The organism is Methylobacterium sp. D54C (genome assembly GCF_053345595.1).
This window is the reverse complement of the sequence record NZ_JBKFAK010000036.1, coordinates 1-20,167: the sequence shown is the minus strand read 5'-3', so window position 1 is coordinate 20,167 and position 20,167 is coordinate 1. Positions and strand designations below refer to the sequence as shown.

The window sequence follows — 20,167 nt, the reverse complement described above, 5'->3', positions numbered from 1 at the left end:
GCAGCATCAGGCCCCGCGCCGGGGCGCAGCCGGAGTGACGCCATGACCCTTCTGAAATGGGCCCTCATCTGCTTCGTGATCTCGCTGATCGCCGGCGGTCTCGGCTTCACCGGCATCGCCTCCGGCGCCGGCTCGCTGGCCCGCATCCTGTTCGGCCTGTTCCTGCTCATCGCCATCGTGATCGTGGTCATCGCCTTCGCGGTCGGCCAGGCGGTGTTCTGAGGCCGGCGCGGTGCGCGGCGCGGTCTGCCTCGTCACCGGGGCGACCGGCGGCATCGGCTACGAGACGGCCCTCGGTCTCGCGCGCCTCGGCGCGCGGGTCGCCATCGTCGGCCGGGACAGCGGGAAGCTGCAGGCCTGCGCCGACAGGATCCGCGCCGCGGTGCCCGGCGCCGCCGTGGAGCCGCACCGCGCGGACCTGTCGGCGCAGGCCGAGATCCGCCGGCTCGCCGAGACCCTGCGGGCGGCCTATCCGCGCCTCGACGTGCTGGTGAACAATGCCGGCGCGATCTTCGACCGGCGCACGCTGACCGTCGACGGGATCGAGCGGACCTGGGCGCTCGACCATCTGGGCTACGCGCTCCTGACCCTCGAACTCCTCGACACGCTGAAGGACGCGGCGGCGGCGGGCGGGAAGCCGCGGATCGTCAACGTCGCATCGGCGGCCCATTACCGAGGGCACATCGACTTCGACGACGTCGAGGGCGCCCGGCGCTACCGGGCGATGGGTGCGTATGCCCAGGCCAAGCTCGCCAACGTGCTGTTCACCTACGCGCTCGCCCGGCGCCTGCGCGACAGCGGCATCACGGCGAACGCCGTCCATCCGGGGGTGGTCAATACCGGCTTCGCCAAGAACACCGGCGGCCTGCTCGGCGCGGCCTGGGCGCTGATGCGGCCGTTGCTGATCACGCCCGAGAAGGGCGCGCGGACCTCCCTCCACGTGGCCAGCGACCCGGGCCTGGACGGGGTCACGGGCCGATACTTCTCCCACGGTCGGCCGAAGGTCTCCTCGGCCGAGAGCCGCGACGAGGCCGTCCAGGAGCGGCTCTGGGCGCTGAGCCTCCGGCAGGTGGGCCGGAGCGACTGAGGAAGCCGCCGACGGGGGCGGCCCTCCGGTGCGGCCCTCTTGGGTACGGTCCTTCGGTGCGCGGGCCTCAGGCGGCCGCCCGGACCTTGTGGTCGCCCTGCTGCTGGATCTCGATGAAGACCCGGGTCACGTCGGGGCTGCGCGCCTTCAGCGCCCGGTCGAGGCGCGTGACGAGGCTCTCGACCTCGCCGGCGCTGAGATCGTCGGTCATGTCGATGCTGAGATTGACCAGGATGTCGGACGGGCCGAGGTGCTGGGTCAGCACCTCGTTGACGTGGACCACGCCCGGCTCGCTGCGGACCAGCTCCGCGATCGCCGCTACGACCTCGGGATCGGCCGCCTCGCCGATCAGCAGACCGTGCGTCTCGACCATCAGGAACGCCGCCATGCCGATCAGCACGAGGCCGATGCCGACCGACGCCCAGCCGTCGAGTCTCGGCATCTCCAAGAGGTGGGACAGGGCCACGCCGGCGAGCGCGATCAGGAGGCCGATCAGGGCCGCGGTGTCCTCCGCGAGCACGGTGAACAGGGTCGGATCCTTGCTGCGCCGGATCGCCCGCACGGCGGAGTGCTTGCCCTTCTCGGCCCAGAACTGGCGGATCGCCACGAAGAACGACGTGCCCTCCGCCGCGATGGCGAAGCCCAGGATCGCGACGTTCACCCAGAGGCCGGGCAAGCGGTAGCCGAACAGCTCGGCATCCACGTCCGGCTCGGGATGGCGGACCCGCTCGATCCCCTCGTAGACGGCGAACAGTCCGCCGCCGAGGAAGATCATCAGCGCGACCACGAAGGCGTAGAAGTAGATCTCGCGGCCGTAGCCGAACGGGTGACGGGCGTCGGCCGGGCGCTCGGCCCGCTTCATGCCGACGAGGAGCAGCACTTGGTTCGCCGTGTCGACCACCGAGTGCACGCCCTCGGCGAGCATGGCGGTCGAGCCGGTCAGCGCCCCGCCCACGAACTTCGCCGCCGCGATGGCGAGGTTGGCGCCCGCCGCCGCGTAGATCGCTCCCGTGCTCTCGTGCGCCATCCGGAACTCCCTGCGCGGTCTGGGGGACGCCGGGCTCTCGGACCCCGGCACGGCGCCGCCGCCGCGGCGATGCAAGCGTTGCGGCGCGCAGGTTGTTCCCGTGTGGACGCGGGCCGGTGCCCCGTGCAACCTGCGGCCGCTCAAGGAGTCCCGGAGGCAGCATGGCCGACGCCCGCTACGATCCCGACAACATCTTCGCCAAGATCCTGCGGGGCGAGATCCCCTGCCACCGCGTCTACGAGGACGCCCAAACCCTGGCCTTCATGGACGTGATGCCCCAGGGCGAGGGCCACACGCTGGTGATCCCGAAGGCGCCGGCCCGGGGCCTGCTCGACGCCGACCCGGACTCGCTCGGCGCCCTGATGGCGAGCGTCCAGAAGGTCGCCCGCGCCGTGAAGGCGGCGTTCCGGGCCGAGGGTCTGACCGTGTTCCAGTTCAACGAGCCGGCCGGCGGCCAGACCGTCTTCCACCTGCACGTCCACGTCATCCCGCGGCGCGAGGGAGTGCCGCTGAAGCGCCACGAGGGCGGGATGGCCGATAACGGGGTCCTCGCCGAGCACGCCGCCCGCATCCGCGCGGCGCTCGAGGCTCAGGCCTGACGGTCAGGCCTTACGATCAGGCCGCGCTCGCCGAGTCGCCCGACTGGGCCATGCTGGCGAGCAGCCGGCGCAGGGCGGCGTTCTCGGTCTCGAGCTCGCTGATGCGCTTCAGCAGCAGGGTCACGGAGGCGTCCGTCGCGGCCGGATCGGGCGAAGCGGGCGCGGTGCCGGCCCGGGCCGGCGCCTCGAAGGTCACGCCGATGCCGTCCTCCCGGCGCCAGCGCAGGGTGGCCCGGTAGGTCCGGTCCTTCTGCGGGATGTAGAGATCGAACGCGTCCGGAAGCGTGGTGGCCTCGCTCATCACGAGGCGCGCGCCGGTGGGCGACATGTCGCGCACCAGGCAGTCGAGGCTCGACGACCCGTTGTTGAAGACGATGCGGCCCTTGAGGAAGACCCTCTGGCGCGCCTCTCTGCGATGCTCCGACATGCGGGCGGCTCCGGACAGCTGACGGTTCCGCGAAACCTGCACGCGAGCCCTTAAGGAATCTTGGTCGCGATCGCCGAGTCGAGGCCCACTATAGGGTTCGATACCGGTAACGTGCTGCCGACAAGGTTCCGGAAGAGCGAGTCCGCGCCCCGGGCCGGTCCGATTTACGCGCGACGACTTCGGATCGTCGTTCCGTAGCCGGATCGGCGACCCGGCAGGACCGCGCCGATCGTCCCGACGCCGGCCTGCTCGCCGTGACGGACGGGGCCCGCTCAGGTGATGAAGCGCCGGTCCACGGTCTGGAACAGGTAGAAGCCGTTGAAGCGCACCGCGGTGTCGGCGGCCCGCCCGTCGAAGTCGAGGGGCTGCCGGCCGCCGTCGCCCAGCTTGCCGCCGAAGGTCCAGCGACCCGCGCCGATGAAGGGCGGGACCGTGCTGGCCTCCGGCACCGCGCAGCAGAGGCCCTCCTCGCCCTTGAGCTGGAACAGGTTGTAGCTTCGCATCCGAAGTCCTCCGCCTGGCCGCCCTCGAAGCCAATTTTCCCAATACAAGATTTCGCATTGCGAAGAATCGGCTTGACCGTGCTCATAATGGCACAATCGGTCGAGTTTGTGACGGTCAAGTTTCAGGGACGTTTCGGTTCAACTCGTCGATCCAGATCCGCGCCGACCCGTCGGAGGGCGCGCGCCAGTCGCCTCGGGGCGACAGGGAGCCCCCCGCGGAGACCTTCGGCCCGTTCGGGAGCGCCGAGCGCTTGAACTGGCTGAAGCCGAAGTAGCGGCTCAGGAACACCCCGAGCCAGCGGCGGATCTCCGGCAGGTCGTAGGCGACCCGCTTGGTCTCCGGGAAGTCGGGCGCCCAGGTGCCGCGCTCCCTGTCGCCCCAGGCGTGCAGCGCCAGGAAGGCGATCTTCGAGGGCCGGAACCCGTACCGGAGCGTGTAGAACAGGTTGAAATCCTGCAGCGCGTAGGGGCCGATCGTCCCCTCGGTGCTCTGCGGGCTGTCGTCCTGGTCGACCGGCACCAGCTCGGGGGAGATCTCGGTGTCGAGGATCGCCTGGAGGGTGCGGGCCTCGTCCGGGCCGACCTCGCCGTTGCCGATCACCCAGCGGATCAGGTGCTGGATCAGCGTCTTGGGCACGCCGGCATTGACCGCGTAGTGGCTCATCTGGTCGCCGACGCCGTAGGTGCACCAGCCGAGCGCCAGCTCCGAGAGGTCGCCGGTGCCGACCACGATGCCGCCGGCGTGGTTGGCGAGCCGGAACAGGTAGTCGGTGCGCAGGCCCGCCTGCACGTTCTCGAAGGTCACGTCGTAGACCGCCTCGCCCTTGGCGAATGGGTGGTCCATGTCGGCGAGCATCTGCTTGGCGGCCGGGCGGATGTCGATCTCGGCGGCTGTGCAGCCCAGCGCCTTCATGAGCGCGTGGGCGTTGGTCTTGGTGGCGTTCGAGGTGGCGAACCCCGGCAGCGTGTAGGCCAGGATGTCCGAGCGCGGGTATCCCAGGCGGTCGAACGCCTTGGCGATCACGATCAGCGCGTGGGTCGAATCGAGGCCGCCCGAGACGCCGATGACGGCCTTGCGGGTGCCGGTGGCCTCCAGGCGCTTGGCGAGGCCGGCGACCTGGATGTTGTAGGCCTCGTAGCAATCCTGCGCGAGGCGCGACGGGTCGGCCGGCACGAACGGGAACCGCTCGATCCGCCGGATCAGGCCGAGATCGGCCTGGGGCGGGTTGAGCCGGAACGGCACCCGGCGATAGGGCAGGGCGCGGCCGCGCGCGTCGTCGTCGAAGCTGCCCGCCTGCAGGCGCTCCTGGGCGATCAGGTCGAGGTCGATGTCGGCCAGCGTCGTCACCGGCTTCTCGGGGAAGCGCTCGCCCTCGGCGAGGCGCACGCCCAGCTCGTCGACGCTGGTCTGGCCGTCCCAGGACAGGTCGGTGGTCGATTCGCCCTGGCCGGCCGCCGCGTAGACGTACGCGCAGGCGCCCCGCATCGAGGCCGCCCGGGACAGGAGCGCCCGCGACTCGGCGCGGCCCACCGTGATCGGGCTGCCCGAGAGGTTCGCCAGCACGGTGGCGCCGGCGAGCGCGGCGCGCATGCCGGGGGGCTCGGGCACCCACAGGTCCTCGCAGATCTCCACCCCGACCACGAGGCCCGGCAGGTCCTCGGCCGGGAACAGTAGGTCGGTGCCGAACGGCGCGTCCTGACCGGCGACCCGGACGGACTCGCCGACGATCCCGGCGCCGGAGGCGAAGTGGCGCTTCTCGTAGAATTCCCGGTAGTTCGGCAGGAAGGTCTTCGGGACGACGCCGAGCAGGCGGCCGCCCTGGATGGCGAGCGCGCAATTGTAGACGCGGTGCCGCCAGCGCAGGGGCGCGCCGACGATCAGCAGCGGCCGGAGACGGGCCGAGTCGGCGATCACGCGGGCGGCCGCGGCCTCGACCGCGTCGAGCAGGGTCTGCTGGAGCAGCAGGTCCTCGATCGCGTAGGCCGAGAGGCCGAGCTCGGTGAAGACCGCCAGCACCGCGCCCGAATCGTGGCAGGTCCGGGCGAGGTCGAGGACGACGTCGGCGTTGCGCTCGGGCTCGGCCGGATGGCTCCGGCCGGTGCAGGCCGCGACCCTGGCGAAGCCGTGGCGGTAGAGGGAGCGGAAGCGCGCCGGCGATTCGGAGGTGGCTGGAGACACGGGCACCTGTCCGGGTGAGGGGTGGCTGCGGGTTACTATAGCGGACGCGGGCGGAGGGCGGCGCGGAGCCTGTTCGCGCCCTGGCCGGTTCCCGACGTCATCGCGAGAGACTGCGCTGCGGCGGATCGGGACGGGGCCCAGATCGCGATTTCCGGTCCATCGGGCGTCGTTACCTCGAGATTCCGCGTTCGAATCGGTCGCCGGTGGCCGTGACGGCCCGGCCGCGGCGATGCGGGGCCCTGCCGGAGCGCCGGGCCGATCGTCCCGCATGGTTTCCGCACCGCGGCCGACGGCAAGCCTCCATTAACGACGAATGGCCTAACTCAGGAACAGCCGCCGCGCGTCGGCGGATCCCTGTTTCGAGTATCGTCTGAGAACCCATGCGCGCATCGGGACGGCCTCCGTACTCCCACCGTGACCCCGCCCGCCCTGTTCGCGGCGGCGACCGCTCGGGCCTCTCCCTGGGAGCCCTGGCGCACCGGCTGATGGCGCTCCGCGCGAGCCTCACCCGCCGCCTCTCCGGCTCTCCCGCGGGCCTGCCCGCCCGCCCGTCCTACGGCGCGCCCGGGCGCCGGGCCGAGCCGAGCTGGCTGACCCCGCCGGGCGCGATGGTCGGCCGCGAGGGCTCCGAGCGCGCCCCGCGCGCCGCGGCGCCCGAGCCACACTGGCCGGCCCAGGTCTTCGACGACCGGGCGAGCCTCGACGCCCTGGACGCCCCGATCTTCGAGAGCCGGATCGACCGCAGCGCCTCCGCGCCGGGCGTGCTGGTGCGCCAGCCGCGCCGCCCCGCCGCCATCGCCCCCGACTACGCGCCGGCCGCGGCTCCGCTCGCGGGCCATGCGGCCGGCCATGTGGCCCACCAAGTGACCGACCACGTCGCGACGCCGGCCGCCGCGCCGGCGCCGGCCGCGCCCTCGGCGGTCCGCTACACCCGCACCCCCGATTCGGTTCTGCAGGAGCGCCGCCAGCGCGCCCTCGAGGCCGAGCGCGTCGCCCTGGAGCGCGCCCGTGCCGAGGCGCAGGCCGCTGCCCTGGCCCTGGAGACCGAGCGGGCCGCCCGCGAAGAGGCCGAGCAGGAGCGGGTCGAGCGCGCGCGGATCGCGGCCGAGGCGGCCGAGCGCGCCGCAGCCGTGCCGGCCCTGCCCGAAGCCGCCGCGCCGGACGCGGAGCCGGTGCCCCTGTGGCGCCAGCCCTTCGTCGCGCCGCCGGGCGTCCGCTTCTTCCGCACGCCGGACCGCCGCCCGGTCCGGCCAGCGGTCGAGCTGGCCGCCTCAACGGCGGCGATCGCCCCGGTCGCGGCCGCGTTGGTCGCCGCCGCACCGGTCGAGACGGTCACCGAGGCCCCGGCCCGCGACTGGTCGGACCTGCCGGACTGGTCCGAGGTCCAGCCCTGGTTCGACGGCGGCGACTGGTCGTCCGTCGATGCTTGGTCGGCCCTGGAGGCGCAGCCCGCCGAGGTCGCGCCGCCCCCGGCCGCCGTCTCGGCGCCGGCGGCGTCCGACGAGCGCTTCGTCTCCATGCCCCTCGACATCTCGCACCTGCGGTCGCTGCCGCCGCGGCCGGTCTACGTGCTCGACCGGCTCGTCCGGTTCGACCAGCCGCCGCGTCCCGCCGATGGGCAGGATAACGGGACGGAGACCGGCCAGCGGATGGACGAGGCCGCCTCGATCCGGAGCGCCTTCCTGCCGCCCGTCGCGCCGCCGGCCGCGTCGGGCCTGTCGCTGGTCTTCGGCCCCGGCAGCGCCGCGGCCGAGCCTCCGGCCGCCCCCGCGTCCGAGGCGCCCCGCCGCGCGCCGGCTCTCAGCGCCATGGCGGCCCGGGCGGCGATCCGCGCGGCCGGCCAGCCGACCGTCGTCCCGCCAGCACCCCCGGCCGTGCCCGAAGCCGGTCCCGCCCCGGTCGTTGCCGCACCGGTCGCCGCGCGTGCCGAGGCGGATCGCGTTGTGATCCCGATGACGCCGCGCCCGGTCCTGCTCCGCGGCAAGCTGGCGCCGCAGCCGGAGCCGGTCGAGACGGAGATCGAGGCGGAGATCGGGGTCGAGGCCGAGCCGGTCGCCGCTGCCGTCGAGGCGATCGAGGTCGCGGCCCTGCCGGCCCCCGCGCCGGCGTCGGTCCCCCTGGTGGCGCCGCGGGCACACCTGATCCCGGCCGGCCGCCACCTCGAGATCGCCCCCATCGAGAACGCCGATTACGAGCTGCCGTCCCTCGAACTGCTCGCCCTGCCAGCCCCCGGCGGCAGCGAGGAGGTCGACGCCGACGTGCTGGAGCAGAACGCCCTCAACCTGCAGCAGACGGTCCAGGATTTCGGCGTGCGCGGCGACATCCTGGCGGTGCGGCCGGGCCCGGTTGTCACCCTCTACGAGCTCGAGCCCGCCCCCGGCACCAAGTCCAGCCGCGTGATCGGCCTGTCGGACGACATCGCCCGGTCGATGTCGGCGGTCTCGGCCCGCGTCGCGGTCGTCCCCGGCCGGAACGTCATCGGCATCGAGTTGCCGAACGAGACCCGCGAGACCGTGTTCCTGCGCGAGCTCCTCTCGTCGGCCGACTTCGCCGAGAGCAAGCACAAGCTGGCTCTGTGCCTGGGCAAGAACATCGGCGGCGAGCCGATCATCGCCGACCTCGCGCGCATGCCGCACCTCCTGGTCGCCGGCACGACCGGCTCGGGCAAGTCGGTGGCGATCAACACCATGATCCTGTCGCTGCTCTACCGGCTGAAGCCGGAGGAGTGCCGCCTGATCATGGTCGATCCGAAGATGCTGGAGCTGTCGGTCTACGACGGCATCCCGCACCTGCTCTCCCCGGTCGTCATCGACCCCAAGAAGGCGGTCATCGCCCTCAAGTGGGCCGTGCGCGAGATGGAGGAGCGCTACAAGAAGATGGCCAAGATCGCCGTCCGGAACATCGACGGCTACAACGCCCGCATGAAGGAGGCCCGCGACCGGGGCGAGACCATCACGCGCACGATCCAGACCGGCTTCGACCGCCACACCGGCGAGGCGGTGTACGAGGACGAGGCGATGGATCTGGCGCCGCTGCCGTACATCGTGATCGTGGTCGACGAGATGGCCGACCTGATGATGGTGGCCGGCAAGGACATCGAGGGGGCGATCCAGCGTCTGGCGCAGATGGCGCGCGCGGCGGGCATCCACCTGATCATGGCGACGCAGCGGCCGTCGGTGGACGTGATCACCGGGACGATCAAGGCGAACTTCCCGACCCGGATCAGCTTCCAGGTGACGAGCAAGATCGACAGCCGCACGATCCTGGGCGAGATGGGCGCCGAGCAGCTTCTGGGTCAGGGCGACATGCTGTTCATGGCCGGGGGCGGGCGCACGACGCGGGTGCACGGGCCGTTCTGCTCGGACAGCGAGGTCGAGAGCGTGGTCGCCCACCTCAAGCGCCAGGGCCGCCCCAGCTACCTCGACGCCGTCACCGCCGACGATTCGCCCGAGGAGCCCACCAAGGAGGGCGGCCGGTCTGGCCGGGGCAAGGCGGCCGCGGCCGACAAGGCCGAGCGGTCCGACGAGCCCGAGGAGGAGGCCCCCGTCTTCGACATCGGCGCCTTCGCGGCGGCGAGCGGCGGCGACTCCGACGACCTCTACAAGCAGGCGATCGAGGTGGTGCTGCGCGACCAGAAGGCGTCGACGAGCTACATCCAGCGCCGGCTGCAGATCGGCTACAACCGCGCCGCCTCCATCATGGAGCGGATGGAGATCGAGGGCATCGTCGGCCCGGCCAACCACGCCGGCAAGCGCGAGATCCTGGTCGCCGGGGCGACGCACAGCTCGGCCGGGATGTACGACGACGAGTGAGCGGCTTCACGCCGGGCCGCGCCCTCACGGGGGCTGCCCGGGCGTCGTATCTTCGCCACAGGGCGGGTCTCTAAGCCCTGTGTCCCGCCCCCTGTTCACCGCCGGAGCCCGCCCCGCGGCTCCTCAGGAGACTCTGCCGATGATCGGCCGCCGCACCCGCACAGCCGGCTCCGTGATCGCCGCCGGGCTGTGGCTCGCGACCGCCAACCCGGCCCACGCGCAGGTCGGCGCCTTCATCGACAGCCTGTTCGGCCACAAGGAGGAGCCCGCCCCGCAGCCGGAGGCCGCCCCGGCGGCCCCTGCGCCGGCCAAGAAGGCCGCGCCCAAGGCCAAGGAGGCGAGCAAGGAGACGAGGCCCGGCACGGCCAAGTCCGGCAAGGGCGGCGACAAGGCCGCTGACAAAACCGACCACAAGGCATCCGAGCCGAAGGTCGCGGCGGTGGGCGCGCCGACGGCGATCGTCACCGCCGACTCGGCCGATCCCGCCGCGCTGCTGGCGCAGGCCAACGCCTACTTCAACGGCATCAACACCCTGACGGGCAATTTCGTGCAGATCGGCGCCGACGGCCGCCGGATCGGCGGCAAGCTGACGCTCGTCAAGCCCGGCCGCCTGCGCTTCGACTACGACCAGCCCTCGCCGCTGGAGGTGGTCGCCGACGGGACCTCGGTGGCGGTGCGCGACCGCAAGCTGAACACCCAGGACCTCTACTTCATCGCCCAGACGCCGCTGAAATTCCTCCTGCGCGAGAAGATCGACCTCGCCCGCGACCTCACCGTCACCGACGTGGCGAGCGATCCAGGCAGCGTCCGCATCAGCCTGGAGGACCGCGCCACCCTCGGCGGCACCTCGAAGATCCAGCTGTTCTTCGACGCCGAGATGAAGACCCTGTCGCAGTGGCGGATCACCGACCCGCAGGGCTACGTCACCACGGTGACGCTCTCGAACCTGCAGAAGGGCAAGAGTGTCGACAGCAGCCTGTTCTTCATCAATTATGGACGGTCCGAGGACAAGGCGATGCAGCAGCAGATCCAGCAATCGCAGAAGTGACGGGGTCGCCCCTCAGGGGGCGCCGAGCCCGGCCGCGGCGCCCGGCCGCCACCGGTTCAATTCCCGATCGATCGCGCCCTCCGTCCCGTGCAGGAACTCCGCGGTCGGCAGGCCGGGGGCCAGGGCCGCGAGGTAGCTCACCACCACCGTGCCGGACCGGGTCGCCGCGCCCCCGGGCCAGAACAGGCCGGAATTGAGCGCCACCGGCACCACCGGCAGGCCGAGACGGCCGTAGAGCAATTCGACGCCGCGCTTGAAGCGGAGCGGCTCGCCGATCGCGCCGCGGGTGCCCTCGGGGAAGATCAGGACCGACCGCCCCGCCGCGACCGCCTCCCGACCGCCGTCGATCATGGTGCGCAGGGCCTGGGTGCCCTTGGCCCGGTCGATGACGATCATCGGCGAGCGCCGGAGGAACCAGCCGACCACCGGGATCGCCAGCAGCTCCCGCTTCGCGACGATCGCCACGTCCGGCACCAGGACCAGGAAGGCCAGCGTCTCCCAGGTCGACTGGTGGTTGGCGACGATCAGGCAGGGCTCGTCCGGCAGGTGCTGGCGGCCCTCCTCGACGTAGCGCAGCCCGACGATGCGCCTGAGCCCGCCCAGGATCCCGCGCGCCCAGAGCCGCGTCGCCCTGCGGATCGGCCGCTGCGGCGATCCGGACAGGAGGAAGATCGCCAGCGGCGCGAGGAACAGGGTCGTCCAGGCGGCCCAGTAGACGGCGAACAGGAGCGAGCGGGCGTGCGCCATGACGGGCCTCGACGAGGGGCCCGGGACAGGGCAGGGCCCGGACATAGCGCCTGCCGGCCGGGCGCGCACGGCCTTTCGCCGGGCGGGCGGTGAGCGGACTGTCGCGGGCCGCGAAATCGGCTATCGGAGCGCAACGCCGTCAGAACCCCAGCGCCGCCCGTGCAATTCACCGTCACCACCTGGAACATCAACTCGGTGCGCCTGCGCATCGACCTCGTGCTGCGCTTCCTCGCCGAGCACAGGCCGGACGTGCTCTGCCTCCAAGAGACCAAGTGCCCGGACGACGCCTTCCCGCTGAAGGCCCTGCGCGGTTCGGGCTACGAGCACGTGATGTTCGCGGGCCAGAAGGGCTACAACGGCGTCGCGATCCTCTCCCGCTTCCCCCTGCACACCCGCGCCGTGATGGGCTTCTGCGAGCGCCAGGATGCCCGCCACATCTCGGCGGTGCTGGGGCCGGAGGCCGGCGCGGCCTCGGGCATCGTGCTGCACGATTTCTACGTCCCCGCCGGCGGCGACGTGCCGGACCGCGACCTCAACCCGAAATTCGCCCACAAGCTCGACTTCCTGTCGGAACTGCGCGCCTGGGGCGGCAGGCGCGTCTCCGGGCCGGCGATCCTCGTGGGCGACCTCAACGTCGCGCCCCTGGAGCACGACGTCTGGTCGCACAAGCAGCTCCTCGACGTGGTCAGCCACACGCCGGTGGAGACCGAGGCGCTGGAGGTGCTGCGCGGGGAGGCGGGCTGGATCGACGCGGCGCGCCACCTCACCCCGGAGCCGGAGAAGATCTACACGTGGTGGAGCTACCGCTCCCCCGACTGGTCGGCCGCCAACAAGGGGCGGCGCCTCGACCATGCCTGGGTGTCGCCCGACCTCGCCGGGACCGTCCGCAAGGTCGAGGTGCTGCGCGAGGCCCGCGCCTGGGAGCGCCCCTCCGACCACGCCCCGGTGACCCTCACGCTGGAGCTGTGACCGGGCGCGGAACTGCGGCGCGGTCCGAGCATTGCCCGCTCACGAACCCGTGACGTGAGCGAGCCCCGATGCGCAAGATCCTGATCGCTTTCCTGCTTCCCAAGGTCGTGTCCTACCTGCGCCGCCGCTACGGCGGCCCGCACGCCACCCGCAATCGCGCCTTCTGAGACGGCCCGGTCGTGGCCTCCGCCTGTGACCCCCGGGCGCAGGCGGAGGCCGCGGCGATGGCCCTAGATCCTGCGGGTCCCCCGCCGAGGAGCCGCACCCGATGACCCAGGACCCGCGCGAGGCCGGCCCCCGGCCGCCATTCCCTGGCGACCAGCAGCAGACCCGCCCGGGCCTCACCACGAAGATGACGCCGCGCCCCGACCACGGCGAGGAGAGCTACGTCGGCAAAGGCCTGCTCACGGGTCAGGCGGCGCTGATCACCGGCGGCGATTCCGGCATCGGCCGGGCGGTGGCCATCGCCTACGCCCGCGAGGGCGCCGACGTGGCGATCTCCTATCTCGAGGTCGAGCAGGAGGATGCCGAGGACACGAAGGCCTGGGTCGAGAAGGCCGGCCGCCGCTGCCTGCTCCTCCCCGGCGACATCCGCGACGAGGCCCGGTGCCGGGATCTCGTGGCGCGCACCGTCGCGGCCTTCGGGCGCCTCGACATCCTCGTGAACAACGCCGCCGCCCAGGTGGTGAACGAGGGCCTCGACGATCTGGCGGCGTCCGACATCGAGGGCTCGTTCCGCGCCAACGTCTTCGCCATGTACTACCTCACCCAGGCGGCGGTGCCGCACATGAAGCCGGGCGGCGCGATCGTGAACAGCACCAGCGTGCAGGCCAAGGTCGCCGACCCCAGCATGCTGATCTACGCCGCCACCAAGGGCGCGATCGCGAGCCTGACCATCGGCCTGTCGAACCTGCTGGCGCCGCAGGGCATCCGGGTGAACTGCGTCGCCCCCGGGCCGGTCTGGACGCCGATCCAGCCGATCGTGAAGAACCCCGATCAGATCGAGCAGCTCGGTGCGCAGACGCCGCTCGGCCGCGCCGGCCAGCCCGCGGAGCTGGCCCCGGCCTACGTGCTGCTCGCCTCCCGCGAGGGCAGCTACATGTCCGGGGCACTGGTGCCGGTCACCGGCGGCATGCTGATGCTCTGATCCCGCACCCGTCGCCGCTCTTTGCGGCGGCACCACGCCGTCGTCCCGAGCGCAGCGACGCGACCCGGACCCGCGGGACATCCGCCGGGCGTGGCGCTCCTGGGTCGCTTCGCTGACGCCGGTCATCGCCGGGCGGATGTTCGGGCAGACCCTCGACGGCGCGCGCGCGATCCATCAGACGTTGAGGGCGGATCGGTTCACAACGGCGGGACGGCCCTGAAGGCCGCCCGGGTCCGGCGCGCGGTGATGGCACCGCCGCGGACCCGAACGCTGACCCGCGCCATCCGGGCGCCGCCGATCCCGACGGAGACGACCATGAGCGACGCCCAGGCCCGGACCGCGCTGGTGACGGGGGCCGCCCGCGGCATCGGCCTCGCCACCGCGACCCGCTTCCTCGCCGACGGCTGGAACGTCGCCCTTCTCGACATCGACGGCCCGGGCGCGGCGGCGGCGTCCGAGCGGCTCGGCCGTCCGGAAGCCACGCTCGCGGTGACGGCCGACGTCTCCGACCCCGAGGCGGTGGCGGCGGCGATCCAGCAGGTCGCCGACCGGTTCGGCCGCCTCGACGCCCTGGTCAACAATGCCGGCATCGCGATCTTCAAGCCGCTGACCGAGACCACCTTCGCCGACTGGTCGCGGGTGCTCGCCGTCAACCTGTCCGGCCCGTTCCTGTGCACGCAGGCGGCCGTCCCGCTCCTGTCCGAGCGCGGCGGGGCCATCGTGAACATCACCTCGATCTCGGGCCTGCGCGCCTCGACGCTCCGGACCGCCTACGGCACCAGCAAGGCGGGGCTCGCGCAGCTCACCAAGCAGCAGGCCGCCGAGCTGGCGCAGTACGGGATCCGCGTGAACGCCGTCGCTCCCGGTCCGGTGGACACCGCGATGGCCAAGGCGGTGCACAGCCCCGAGATCCGGGCGGATTACCACGACGCCGTCCCGCTCGGCCGTTACGGGCTGGAGACGGAGCTCGCGGAGGCGATCGTGTTCCTCTGCTCGGAGCGCGCCTCCTACATCACCGGTCAGCAGCTCGCCGTCGACGGCGGCTTCGAGTCGACGGGAATCGGCCTGAAGACGCTGCGCGGCGCGCGCAACATCTGAACGCGTCGGCCCGATCCGCCGGGTTCGGACAGGGTTCGTTAACCCTGCCGCCGTAGCCCGGAGGCTTGGTCAACAGGCGCGGGCACCATGCCGAGACTCGGCTCCATGATCGTCGACGGTCTAGCGTTCGTCCTCGTGGCGATCGCCCTCGCGGCGGTCGTCGCCGGCTACGAGCGGAACCTGCCGGATCCGTCCGCGTCACCCGCGCTGGTCGCCGCGGGCGCCCCCGTCTGGACCGACCCCGAGACGACGGGCTCGATCGCGCCGGCCGCGGGCCCGGTCGCCCGCTGGGCGGACGCGCGACCCCCGTTCGCGGCGCCGGAGTCGGATCGCGCCGCCGGCGGAACCTGGGTGAGCCCGCCCCGCCGCTGAAGCGCCGCGGGGCGGCTCACCGGGGCTCCCGCCGCGATCACAACTGATCGTTAACTATGGTTGCCGAACCTTCCACCGCACAGCGAAGCGGAGATGCACCCATGGCGCGCGACGGCAACCGACCCCACCCGAGCGCCCTGGCGCGGTATCCGGTTCCGATCGAGCTGATCTCGGCCCTGTTCCGCGCCGACGACGCGGAGCGCGACCGGCTGCTCGCGCCGATGCCGGCCTACGGCCGCGCCCGGATCGCCGCCTACTGCGCCGAGCACGCGCGGCTCGAGGCGCTCGGCCTGAAGGTCGCGCGCTCCTGCGACGAGGCGACGCTGGTCAGGGCTGCGGGCGAAACGGTCGGCGCCGACCTCTTCGCGCGCTCGCGGGCGCCCGAACCGGCGCCGATCCAGCTCCAGGCCGCCTGACCGACCCGCCGCGCGGAGGCCCGGCCGAGAGTGTCGGCTTGATGAATGCCCGAGCCTGTCCGGGTTCACAGCGGCCGGCGCATCCTCCTGTCATCGGCCCGGCGCGTCCGGGCCGCAGGTTCAGGAGATCGTGTCATGATGCGCGCCAAGGTGATCGGCCTCGTCGCGGTGGCCGCCGCGGCTCTCGCGACCGCCACGACGGCCAACGCGGCGCCGTTCGGCTACGGGCCGCCCGATGCCGGATCGGTGATCGAGCGCGTGGCCGGAGGCTGCGGTCCGGGCTTCCATCCCAATCCCTGGGGCCATTGCCGGCCGAACGATCGTGGCTGGGGCTGGGGCGGACCGCGGGGGCCCTACGGCGGCCGGCCCGGCTACGGCGGCTACGACCGCGGCTACGGCGGCTACGGCGGCTACGAGGGCCCGCGCCGGTCCTACGGCGGCTGGTGATCCGCGTCGGCGACCCGAGTTGGGGTCGCCGCGTCCAGAGCTCGGCCCGCCGCGCGCGATCCGGATCCGCGGCCGGCCGGTGCCGGGTCAGTGCTCGGCCATCGCGTTGTCCCCTGGAACGGACAAACCCATATTCACGACGGCATAGAGCCGTATTAATATCTTTCGGGACGCAACATAGTGTCCCGGAGATTCTTCGTCATGAGTCGCTATGTATTTGCATCCCTGATGATCGCCGGCCTGGTGGCCGGCGCCGCGCCGGCCGCCGCGCTCTCCGCGAAGGATTGCTCGGTCAAGTATCAGGCTGCCAAGCAGGCCGGCACGCTCAACGGCCAGAAGTGGAACGACTTCCGCAAGGCCGAGTGCGGTGCGGCGGCCGACAACGCCCCGACGACCGCGCCGAACCCTGTCTCGCCGACCGCGACGACGGCTCCGGCCGCGCCGCCGGCCGCCCCGCGCGCCGGGACGACGTCCGCCGCCGCGGCGTCGGCCACGTTCCCCCGCGCCGTCGATCCGAGATACGCCAAGGAATCGGCCGGCAAGGCCCGGATGCACACCTGCCTCGACAGCTACAACGCCGCGAAGGCTGCCGGAACGCTGGGCGGCATGAAGTGGATCGAGAAGGGCGGCGGCTACTACTCGGCCTGCAACCGGCAGCTCAAGGGCTGAGCGGCGGCGCTCCGGGGCGCCGAAGGCGGGCGGCCCGAGACGTACGCAGGCGGATCTGGATCCCGGGCACCGCCGCGCGGTCCCGGGATGCTGCCTTGAAACGGCTGCGCTGACGCAGCCCAGATGTCCGCGTCACCCGGGTCGGGCAGGCCGACCCGGGTGACGGTACAGGGCCTCCGGATCGCCGGTGGTCCTAGAAGGGGATGTCGTCGTCGAGGTCGTAGCCGCCGCGGCTGCCACCGCCACCGCCGCCACCCGAGGAGGCCGGGGCCGGACGCCGCTCGCCACCCTGGGCGCGACCGCCGCCGAAATCGCCGCCGCGATCACCACCCCGGCCACCGCCGAAGTCGCCGCCGCGGCTGATCTGGCCGCCGCCCTCGTCCTCGCCGGCGAAGTCGCCGCCCCCGCCGCCGCGCCCGTCGAGGATCGTCATCTCGCCGCGGAAGCGCTGGAGCACCACCTCGGTCGTGTACTTCTCGACGCCGGAATTGTCGGTCCACTTCCGGGTCTGGAGCTGGCCCTCGATGTAGACCTTCGAGCCCTTGCGCAGGTACTGCTCGGCCACCCGGGCGAGGTTGTCGTTGTAGATCACGACCGAGTGCCACTCGGTCTTCTCCTTGCGCTCGCCGGTCGCCTTGTCCTTCCACGACTCCGACGTCGCGAGCCGCAGGTTGCAGACCGGGTCGCCCGAACCGAGGCGGCGCATCTCGGGATCGCGCCCGAGATTGCCCACCAGAATCACCTTGTTGACGCTGCCCGCCATCGCTCTCTCCTAGTCGTACGGATCTCACAGGGCATCTGCCCGGCGGCGCGCGAACCATGCGCCCGGGCCTCCGGAGCGGCAACCGGCGGGGCGGGCTTGTGCCCGCTTTCCGCAGCGCCGACGGATAGATTTGTTCTATATCTGTTCCGTTTCGGCAGCAAGCCGCTCTCAGGCGACGCGGACGACGAGCTTGCCGAAATTCCGACCTTTCAACAGGCCGATGAACGCCTCGGGGGCGTTCTCCAGCCCCTCGACCACGTCCTCGCGGTAGCGGACGCGCCCGTCCTGGATCCAGCCGGCGACCTCCTTGCGGAACGTGTCCGCCTGCTCGGCGAAGTCCCAGACTATGAAGCCCTGGATGTGCAGCCGGTTGGTCAGGACCGCGCGCATCAGGCCGGGCAGGCGGTCCGGGCCAGGGGGCACCTCGGTGGCGTTGTAGGCGGAGACGAGGCCGCAGACCGGGATCCGCGCGAATGGGTTGAGCAGCGGCAGCACGGCGGCGAAGACCGCGCCGCCGACATTCTCGAAGTACACGTCGATGCCCTTCGGGCAGGCGGCCGCCAGCGCGCCCGGCAGGTCGGATCCGCGATGGTCGATCGCGGCGTCGAAGCCGAGCTCCTCGGTGAGGTAGCGGCACTTCTCGGGGCCGCCCGCGATCCCGACGGCGCGCGCGCCGTGGATCTTGGCGATCTGGCCGACCAGGGAGCCCACGGGGCCGGCGGCGGCGGCCACCACGACGGTCTCGCCGAATTTCGGCCGGCCGATGTTGAGGAGGCCGGTATAGGCGGTCATGCCCGGCATCCCGAGCACGCCCAGCGCCGTGGAGGGCGGGGCGGCGTCGGGGTCGACCTTGCGCGAGCCCTTGGCGTCGGTGACAAAGTACTCCTGCCAGCCCGCGAAGGCTGTCAGCAGGTCGCCCACGGCGTGATCCGGGTGGTTGGAGGCGACCACCTCGCCCACCGTCTCGGCGGTGATCGGCGCGCCGATCTCGACGGGCGCCGCGTAGGATTTCGCGTCGCTCATCCGGCCGCGCATGTAGGGGTCCAGGGACAGCCAGCGGGTGCGCAGGAGGACCTGCCCGGGTCCGGGCTGCGGCACCGGCACCTCCTCCAGGCGGAAATTCTCGGGCCGCGGCTCGCCGTGCGGGCGCGAGGCCAGGACGATGCGGCGGTTCATGGCGGTGGTCATTCCGGACTCCGGGACACGGGCTTCCGCCCCGATCTGGGGCGCCGGGCCCGCGAGGCAAACGCGCCGCCGCGATCGCGCGGCCGAGTCGCGCGTTGTCCCGACTCGAGAGCGCGGAGCGGCGGCATGCGGGAGACGGCACTGGGACTCGGGCTGGCAGCTATGGCGGCGGGGGCCGCCCTGGCCGGTCCCCTCGACGGCTATCGCGACCGGGCGCGGGTGCTGGTGCTGTCGGCGCCCGAGGCCGGGGACGCGCAGCTCCGGGCGCAGCGGGCGGCGCTGGCCTCTGTCCGCACCGGCGTCGCCGAGCGCGACCTCGTGGTGCTCGAAGCGGTCGGCACGGGGGCCGAGGCGCGGGCCCTGCGCGAGCGCCTCGGCCTGCCCGCGGACAGCTTCCGCGCGGTCCTGGTCGGCAAGGACGGGGGTGCCAAGATCACCGAAGCGGCGCCGATCGCGCCGCAACGGCTGTTCGCCACGATCGACGCGATGCCGATGCGCCGCAGCGAGATGCGCGAGCGCCGCTAGGGCCCGGGCCAGGGCTCGATCCCCTGTGAACGGCGGGGCCGCGGACACCATCGGTTAAGCCTACCGGCCTATCACCGAAACGTGTCGACGGCCGCGCACCGGCCGTCCGTTGAGGCCCGCCAGGACGTTCGGACGAGACGCTCGAATCGATGACCCGACAACAAGTCGCCACCGCCATCCGCCGCCTCGTCGACCTGCAGGTCGAGGATATCGAGCGCGCGGTCCGCGACGGCCACAAGACCATCGCGCTGAACGAGCTGGCGGATCTGAACCGCCAGCTCAAGGCCTTCGCGGCCGCCCTCAGGAAGGCGCCGGCCCGCATCTGAGCCGGATTCCCGCGCTACCAGCGCGGCCCGCCCCAGCGACGGGGCGGGATGTCCTCCGGCGGCGGGGGAGGCGGCGGCGGCCCGCGGTCGACGACCGGCTCATCGCAGACCCGCACCCGTCGCAGCACCGGCTCCCCGTCCGGACCGAAGCGCCGCCGCACGAATTCCCGGCATGCCTCGGGGGACGCCTCCGGGGACGCTTCCGGGGGCGCCGCTGTGAAGCGGGGGCCGCGGACTTCGGGTTCGGGCCGCGGTCCCGGAGGGGGCGGGGGCGGCGGTGGCCGGCGCTCCGGCTCGTCGTCCTGGGCGGGCCCGCCGTAGCCGTGCGGCGGGTAGGGGCCGTCGAAATCGGCGGCCAGGGCCGGGCCGGCGGCGAGGAGCAGGGCGCAGAAGCCGGTTCGTAAGAGGAGACGACGAGCGGGCACGGTGGCCTCGGCGTGAGCGGGCGCGCGGGGATCGCGGCCATCATCGCCGGAGGATGCGACGGGGTGCCTGAACCGCCTCCGAGCCGCGGTGTCGGCCGCCGTTCAGCCGGCTACTTCTGCATCGCGTTCACTTCGCACTGGGCGTAGTCCGCGCTCGCCTTCACGTAGGCATTGAGCTTCTGCAGGTAGGCCTCGGCGATCGGCCGGAAGGCCTGCGCCTGCAGGTTATAGGCCTTGATCGCGTCGTTGTAGCTGTAGGCCTCCCAGCCCGGGCAGCCTTCCTTGGCGTCGAGGCAGGCGGGCTTCGGCGGCAGCTCCGGCTTGGCCGGGCGCGCGGAGGCCGGCGGCGGCGCGGGCGGCGTGCAGGCCGCGGCTGCCGGCGCGGCGGCGGCCGGC

The 20,167-nt window shown here is 72.7% G+C and carries 23 protein-coding genes; 14 read left to right on the top strand and 9 right to left on the bottom strand.

Going from position 1 to position 20,167, the window contains the following annotated elements; genetic code table 11:
• Positions 1-42: 42 nt before the first annotated feature.
• Both ACLBYB_RS30365 and ACLBYB_RS30360 read left to right on the top strand, forming a co-directional pair.
• Entirely contained in the window at positions 43-222 is a 180-nt protein-coding gene (locus ACLBYB_RS30365) for a DUF1328 domain-containing protein (RefSeq protein ID WP_010685332.1), read from the top strand.
• Positions 223-232: 10 nt separating this feature from the next.
• On the top strand, positions 233-1,087 hold the full coding sequence (locus ACLBYB_RS30360; RefSeq protein WP_447701039.1) for an SDR family oxidoreductase: 855 nt from the start codon (positions 233-235) through the stop codon (positions 1,085-1,087).
• Between the two features lie 67 nt (positions 1,088-1,154).
• On the opposite strand, the gene ACLBYB_RS30355 is transcribed toward ACLBYB_RS30360, so the two are convergent.
• Positions 1,155-2,114: a cation diffusion facilitator family transporter gene (locus ACLBYB_RS30355; RefSeq protein WP_447701038.1), complete on the bottom strand. Its 960-nt coding sequence runs from the start codon at positions 2,112-2,114 to the stop codon at positions 1,155-1,157.
• A gap of 161 nt (positions 2,115-2,275) precedes the next feature.
• Here ACLBYB_RS30355 and ACLBYB_RS30350 point away from each other — a divergent pair, with 161 nt between their 5' ends.
• Positions 2,276-2,713, top strand: coding sequence for an HIT family protein (locus ACLBYB_RS30350; protein ID WP_447701037.1), 438 nt, complete (start codon positions 2,276-2,278; stop codon positions 2,711-2,713).
• 16 nt (positions 2,714-2,729) lie between these two features.
• On the opposite strand, the gene ACLBYB_RS30345 is transcribed toward ACLBYB_RS30350, so the two are convergent.
• The 3 genes from ACLBYB_RS30345 to ACLBYB_RS30335 all read right to left on the bottom strand — a co-directional run bounded on the left by ACLBYB_RS30345 (position 2,730) and on the right by ACLBYB_RS30335 (position 5,822).
• Complete coding sequence (locus ACLBYB_RS30345; RefSeq protein ID WP_020092739.1) at positions 2,730-3,140, bottom strand: PilZ domain-containing protein; 411 nt, start codon at positions 3,138-3,140, stop codon at positions 2,730-2,732.
• Between the two features lie 272 nt (positions 3,141-3,412).
• Complete coding sequence (locus ACLBYB_RS30340) at positions 3,413-3,643, bottom strand: hypothetical protein (protein WP_447683800.1); 231 nt, start codon at positions 3,641-3,643, stop codon at positions 3,413-3,415.
• A gap of 115 nt (positions 3,644-3,758) precedes the next feature.
• A complete protein-coding gene (locus ACLBYB_RS30335) occupies positions 3,759-5,822 on the bottom strand; it encodes an NAD(+) synthase (protein WP_447701036.1) in 2,064 nt (687 codons plus the stop codon).
• A gap of 380 nt (positions 5,823-6,202) precedes the next feature.
• Between ACLBYB_RS30335 and ACLBYB_RS30330 the strand changes: the two genes are divergently transcribed.
• Positions 6,203-9,634 (top strand): DNA translocase FtsK, encoded by a 3,432-nt coding sequence (locus tag ACLBYB_RS30330; protein ID WP_447701035.1) that lies wholly within the window; start codon positions 6,203-6,205, stop codon positions 9,632-9,634.
• Positions 9,635-9,773: 139 nt separating this feature from the next.
• Positions 9,774-10,682 (top strand): LolA family protein, encoded by a 909-nt coding sequence (locus ACLBYB_RS30325; protein ID WP_447701034.1) that lies wholly within the window; start codon positions 9,774-9,776, stop codon positions 10,680-10,682.
• A gap of 12 nt (positions 10,683-10,694) precedes the next feature.
• Here ACLBYB_RS30325 and ACLBYB_RS30320 read toward each other — a convergent pair whose 3' ends face one another.
• Positions 10,695-11,429: a lysophospholipid acyltransferase family protein gene (locus tag ACLBYB_RS30320; protein WP_132367125.1), complete on the bottom strand. Its 735-nt coding sequence runs from the start codon at positions 11,427-11,429 to the stop codon at positions 10,695-10,697.
• A 159-nt stretch (positions 11,430-11,588) separates the two neighbouring features.
• Between ACLBYB_RS30320 and xth the strand changes: the two genes are divergently transcribed.
• The 7 genes from xth to ACLBYB_RS30285 all read left to right on the top strand — a co-directional run bounded on the left by xth (position 11,589) and on the right by ACLBYB_RS30285 (position 16,547).
• Positions 11,589-12,398 (top strand): exodeoxyribonuclease III, encoded by an 810-nt coding sequence (gene xth / locus ACLBYB_RS30315; RefSeq protein ID WP_091679731.1) that lies wholly within the window; start codon positions 11,589-11,591, stop codon positions 12,396-12,398.
• 268 nt (positions 12,399-12,666) lie between these two features.
• A complete protein-coding gene (locus tag ACLBYB_RS30310) occupies positions 12,667-13,545 on the top strand; it encodes an SDR family oxidoreductase (RefSeq protein WP_447701033.1) in 879 nt (292 codons plus the stop codon).
• Between the two features lie 315 nt (positions 13,546-13,860).
• The gene (locus ACLBYB_RS30305) at positions 13,861-14,643 is read left to right on the top strand and encodes an SDR family NAD(P)-dependent oxidoreductase (protein ID WP_447701032.1); all 783 of its coding nucleotides are present in this window, start codon (positions 13,861-13,863) and stop codon (positions 14,641-14,643) included.
• 105 nt (positions 14,644-14,748) lie between these two features.
• Complete coding sequence (locus tag ACLBYB_RS30300; RefSeq protein WP_020092729.1) at positions 14,749-15,015, top strand: hypothetical protein; 267 nt, start codon at positions 14,749-14,751, stop codon at positions 15,013-15,015.
• A 101-nt stretch (positions 15,016-15,116) separates the two neighbouring features.
• Positions 15,117-15,431: a hypothetical protein gene (locus ACLBYB_RS30295; RefSeq protein WP_056525743.1), complete on the top strand. Its 315-nt coding sequence runs from the start codon at positions 15,117-15,119 to the stop codon at positions 15,429-15,431.
• Between the two features lie 135 nt (positions 15,432-15,566).
• Entirely contained in the window at positions 15,567-15,878 is a 312-nt protein-coding gene (locus ACLBYB_RS30290; protein WP_091679725.1) for a GCG_CRPN prefix-to-repeats domain-containing protein, read from the top strand.
• A 201-nt stretch (positions 15,879-16,079) separates the two neighbouring features.
• The gene (locus tag ACLBYB_RS30285) at positions 16,080-16,547 is read left to right on the top strand and encodes a hypothetical protein (RefSeq protein WP_447701031.1); all 468 of its coding nucleotides are present in this window, start codon (positions 16,080-16,082) and stop codon (positions 16,545-16,547) included.
• A 193-nt stretch (positions 16,548-16,740) separates the two neighbouring features.
• Here the strand turns inward: ACLBYB_RS30285 and ssb are convergent, their stop codons facing one another.
• Positions 16,741-17,310: a single-stranded DNA-binding protein gene (ssb, locus tag ACLBYB_RS30280; protein ID WP_020092725.1), complete on the bottom strand. Its 570-nt coding sequence runs from the start codon at positions 17,308-17,310 to the stop codon at positions 16,741-16,743.
• 168 nt (positions 17,311-17,478) lie between these two features.
• On the bottom strand, positions 17,479-18,498 hold the full coding sequence (locus ACLBYB_RS30275; RefSeq protein WP_447683792.1) for an NADP-dependent oxidoreductase: 1,020 nt from the start codon (positions 18,496-18,498) through the stop codon (positions 17,479-17,481).
• A 123-nt stretch (positions 18,499-18,621) separates the two neighbouring features.
• Here ACLBYB_RS30275 and ACLBYB_RS30270 point away from each other — a divergent pair, with 123 nt between their 5' ends.
• The gene (locus ACLBYB_RS30270) at positions 18,622-19,020 is read left to right on the top strand and encodes a DUF4174 domain-containing protein (RefSeq protein WP_447701030.1); all 399 of its coding nucleotides are present in this window, start codon (positions 18,622-18,624) and stop codon (positions 19,018-19,020) included.
• 149 nt (positions 19,021-19,169) lie between these two features.
• Positions 19,170-19,346, top strand: coding sequence for a hypothetical protein (locus tag ACLBYB_RS30265; RefSeq protein ID WP_012320668.1), 177 nt, complete (start codon positions 19,170-19,172; stop codon positions 19,344-19,346).
• Positions 19,347-19,360: 14 nt separating this feature from the next.
• On the opposite strand, the gene ACLBYB_RS30260 is transcribed toward ACLBYB_RS30265, so the two are convergent.
• Entirely contained in the window at positions 19,361-19,771 is a 411-nt protein-coding gene (locus ACLBYB_RS30260) for a hypothetical protein (RefSeq protein WP_234081248.1), read from the bottom strand.
• 110 nt (positions 19,772-19,881) lie between these two features.
• The coding region (locus ACLBYB_RS30255) for a hypothetical protein (protein ID WP_447701029.1) at positions 19,882-20,167 on the bottom strand (286 nt) is incomplete at its 5' end.

What these genes read in the sequence shown, in the direction of transcription:
- ACLBYB_RS30355 (WP_447701038.1), bottom strand. Translation starts at nt 2,114, where the DNA reads ATGGCGCACGAGAGCACGGGAGCGATCTACGCGGCGGCGGGCGCCAAC.
- ACLBYB_RS30310 (WP_447701033.1), top strand. Translation starts at nt 12,667, where the DNA reads ATGACCCAGGACCCGCGCGAGGCCGGCCCCCGGCCGCCATTCCCTGGC.
- ACLBYB_RS30300 (WP_020092729.1), top strand. Translation starts at nt 14,749, where the DNA reads ATGATCGTCGACGGTCTAGCGTTCGTCCTCGTGGCGATCGCCCTCGCG.
- ACLBYB_RS30290 (WP_091679725.1), top strand. Translation starts at nt 15,567, where the DNA reads ATGATGCGCGCCAAGGTGATCGGCCTCGTCGCGGTGGCCGCCGCGGCT.
- ACLBYB_RS30285 (WP_447701031.1), top strand. Translation starts at nt 16,080, where the DNA reads ATGAGTCGCTATGTATTTGCATCCCTGATGATCGCCGGCCTGGTGGCC.
- ACLBYB_RS30330 (WP_447701035.1), top strand. Translation starts at nt 6,203, where the DNA reads ATGCGCGCATCGGGACGGCCTCCGTACTCCCACCGTGACCCCGCCCGC.
- ACLBYB_RS30305 (WP_447701032.1), top strand. Translation starts at nt 13,861, where the DNA reads ATGAGCGACGCCCAGGCCCGGACCGCGCTGGTGACGGGGGCCGCCCGC.
- ACLBYB_RS30345 (WP_020092739.1), bottom strand. Translation starts at nt 3,140, where the DNA reads ATGTCGGAGCATCGCAGAGAGGCGCGCCAGAGGGTCTTCCTCAAGGGC.
- ACLBYB_RS30275 (WP_447683792.1), bottom strand. Translation starts at nt 18,498, where the DNA reads ATGACCACCGCCATGAACCGCCGCATCGTCCTGGCCTCGCGCCCGCAC.
- ACLBYB_RS30320 (WP_132367125.1), bottom strand. Translation starts at nt 11,429, where the DNA reads ATGGCGCACGCCCGCTCGCTCCTGTTCGCCGTCTACTGGGCCGCCTGG.
- ACLBYB_RS30265 (WP_012320668.1), top strand. Translation starts at nt 19,170, where the DNA reads ATGACCCGACAACAAGTCGCCACCGCCATCCGCCGCCTCGTCGACCTG.
- ACLBYB_RS30270 (WP_447701030.1), top strand. Translation starts at nt 18,622, where the DNA reads ATGCGGGAGACGGCACTGGGACTCGGGCTGGCAGCTATGGCGGCGGGG.
- ACLBYB_RS30340 (WP_447683800.1), bottom strand. Translation starts at nt 3,643, where the DNA reads ATGCGAAGCTACAACCTGTTCCAGCTCAAGGGCGAGGAGGGCCTCTGC.
- ACLBYB_RS30295 (WP_056525743.1), top strand. Translation starts at nt 15,117, where the DNA reads ATGGCGCGCGACGGCAACCGACCCCACCCGAGCGCCCTGGCGCGGTAT.
- ssb (WP_020092725.1), bottom strand. Translation starts at nt 17,310, where the DNA reads ATGGCGGGCAGCGTCAACAAGGTGATTCTGGTGGGCAATCTCGGGCGC.
- ACLBYB_RS30365 (WP_010685332.1), top strand. Translation starts at nt 43, where the DNA reads ATGACCCTTCTGAAATGGGCCCTCATCTGCTTCGTGATCTCGCTGATC.
- ACLBYB_RS30325 (WP_447701034.1), top strand. Translation starts at nt 9,774, where the DNA reads ATGATCGGCCGCCGCACCCGCACAGCCGGCTCCGTGATCGCCGCCGGG.
- ACLBYB_RS30350 (WP_447701037.1), top strand. Translation starts at nt 2,276, where the DNA reads ATGGCCGACGCCCGCTACGATCCCGACAACATCTTCGCCAAGATCCTG.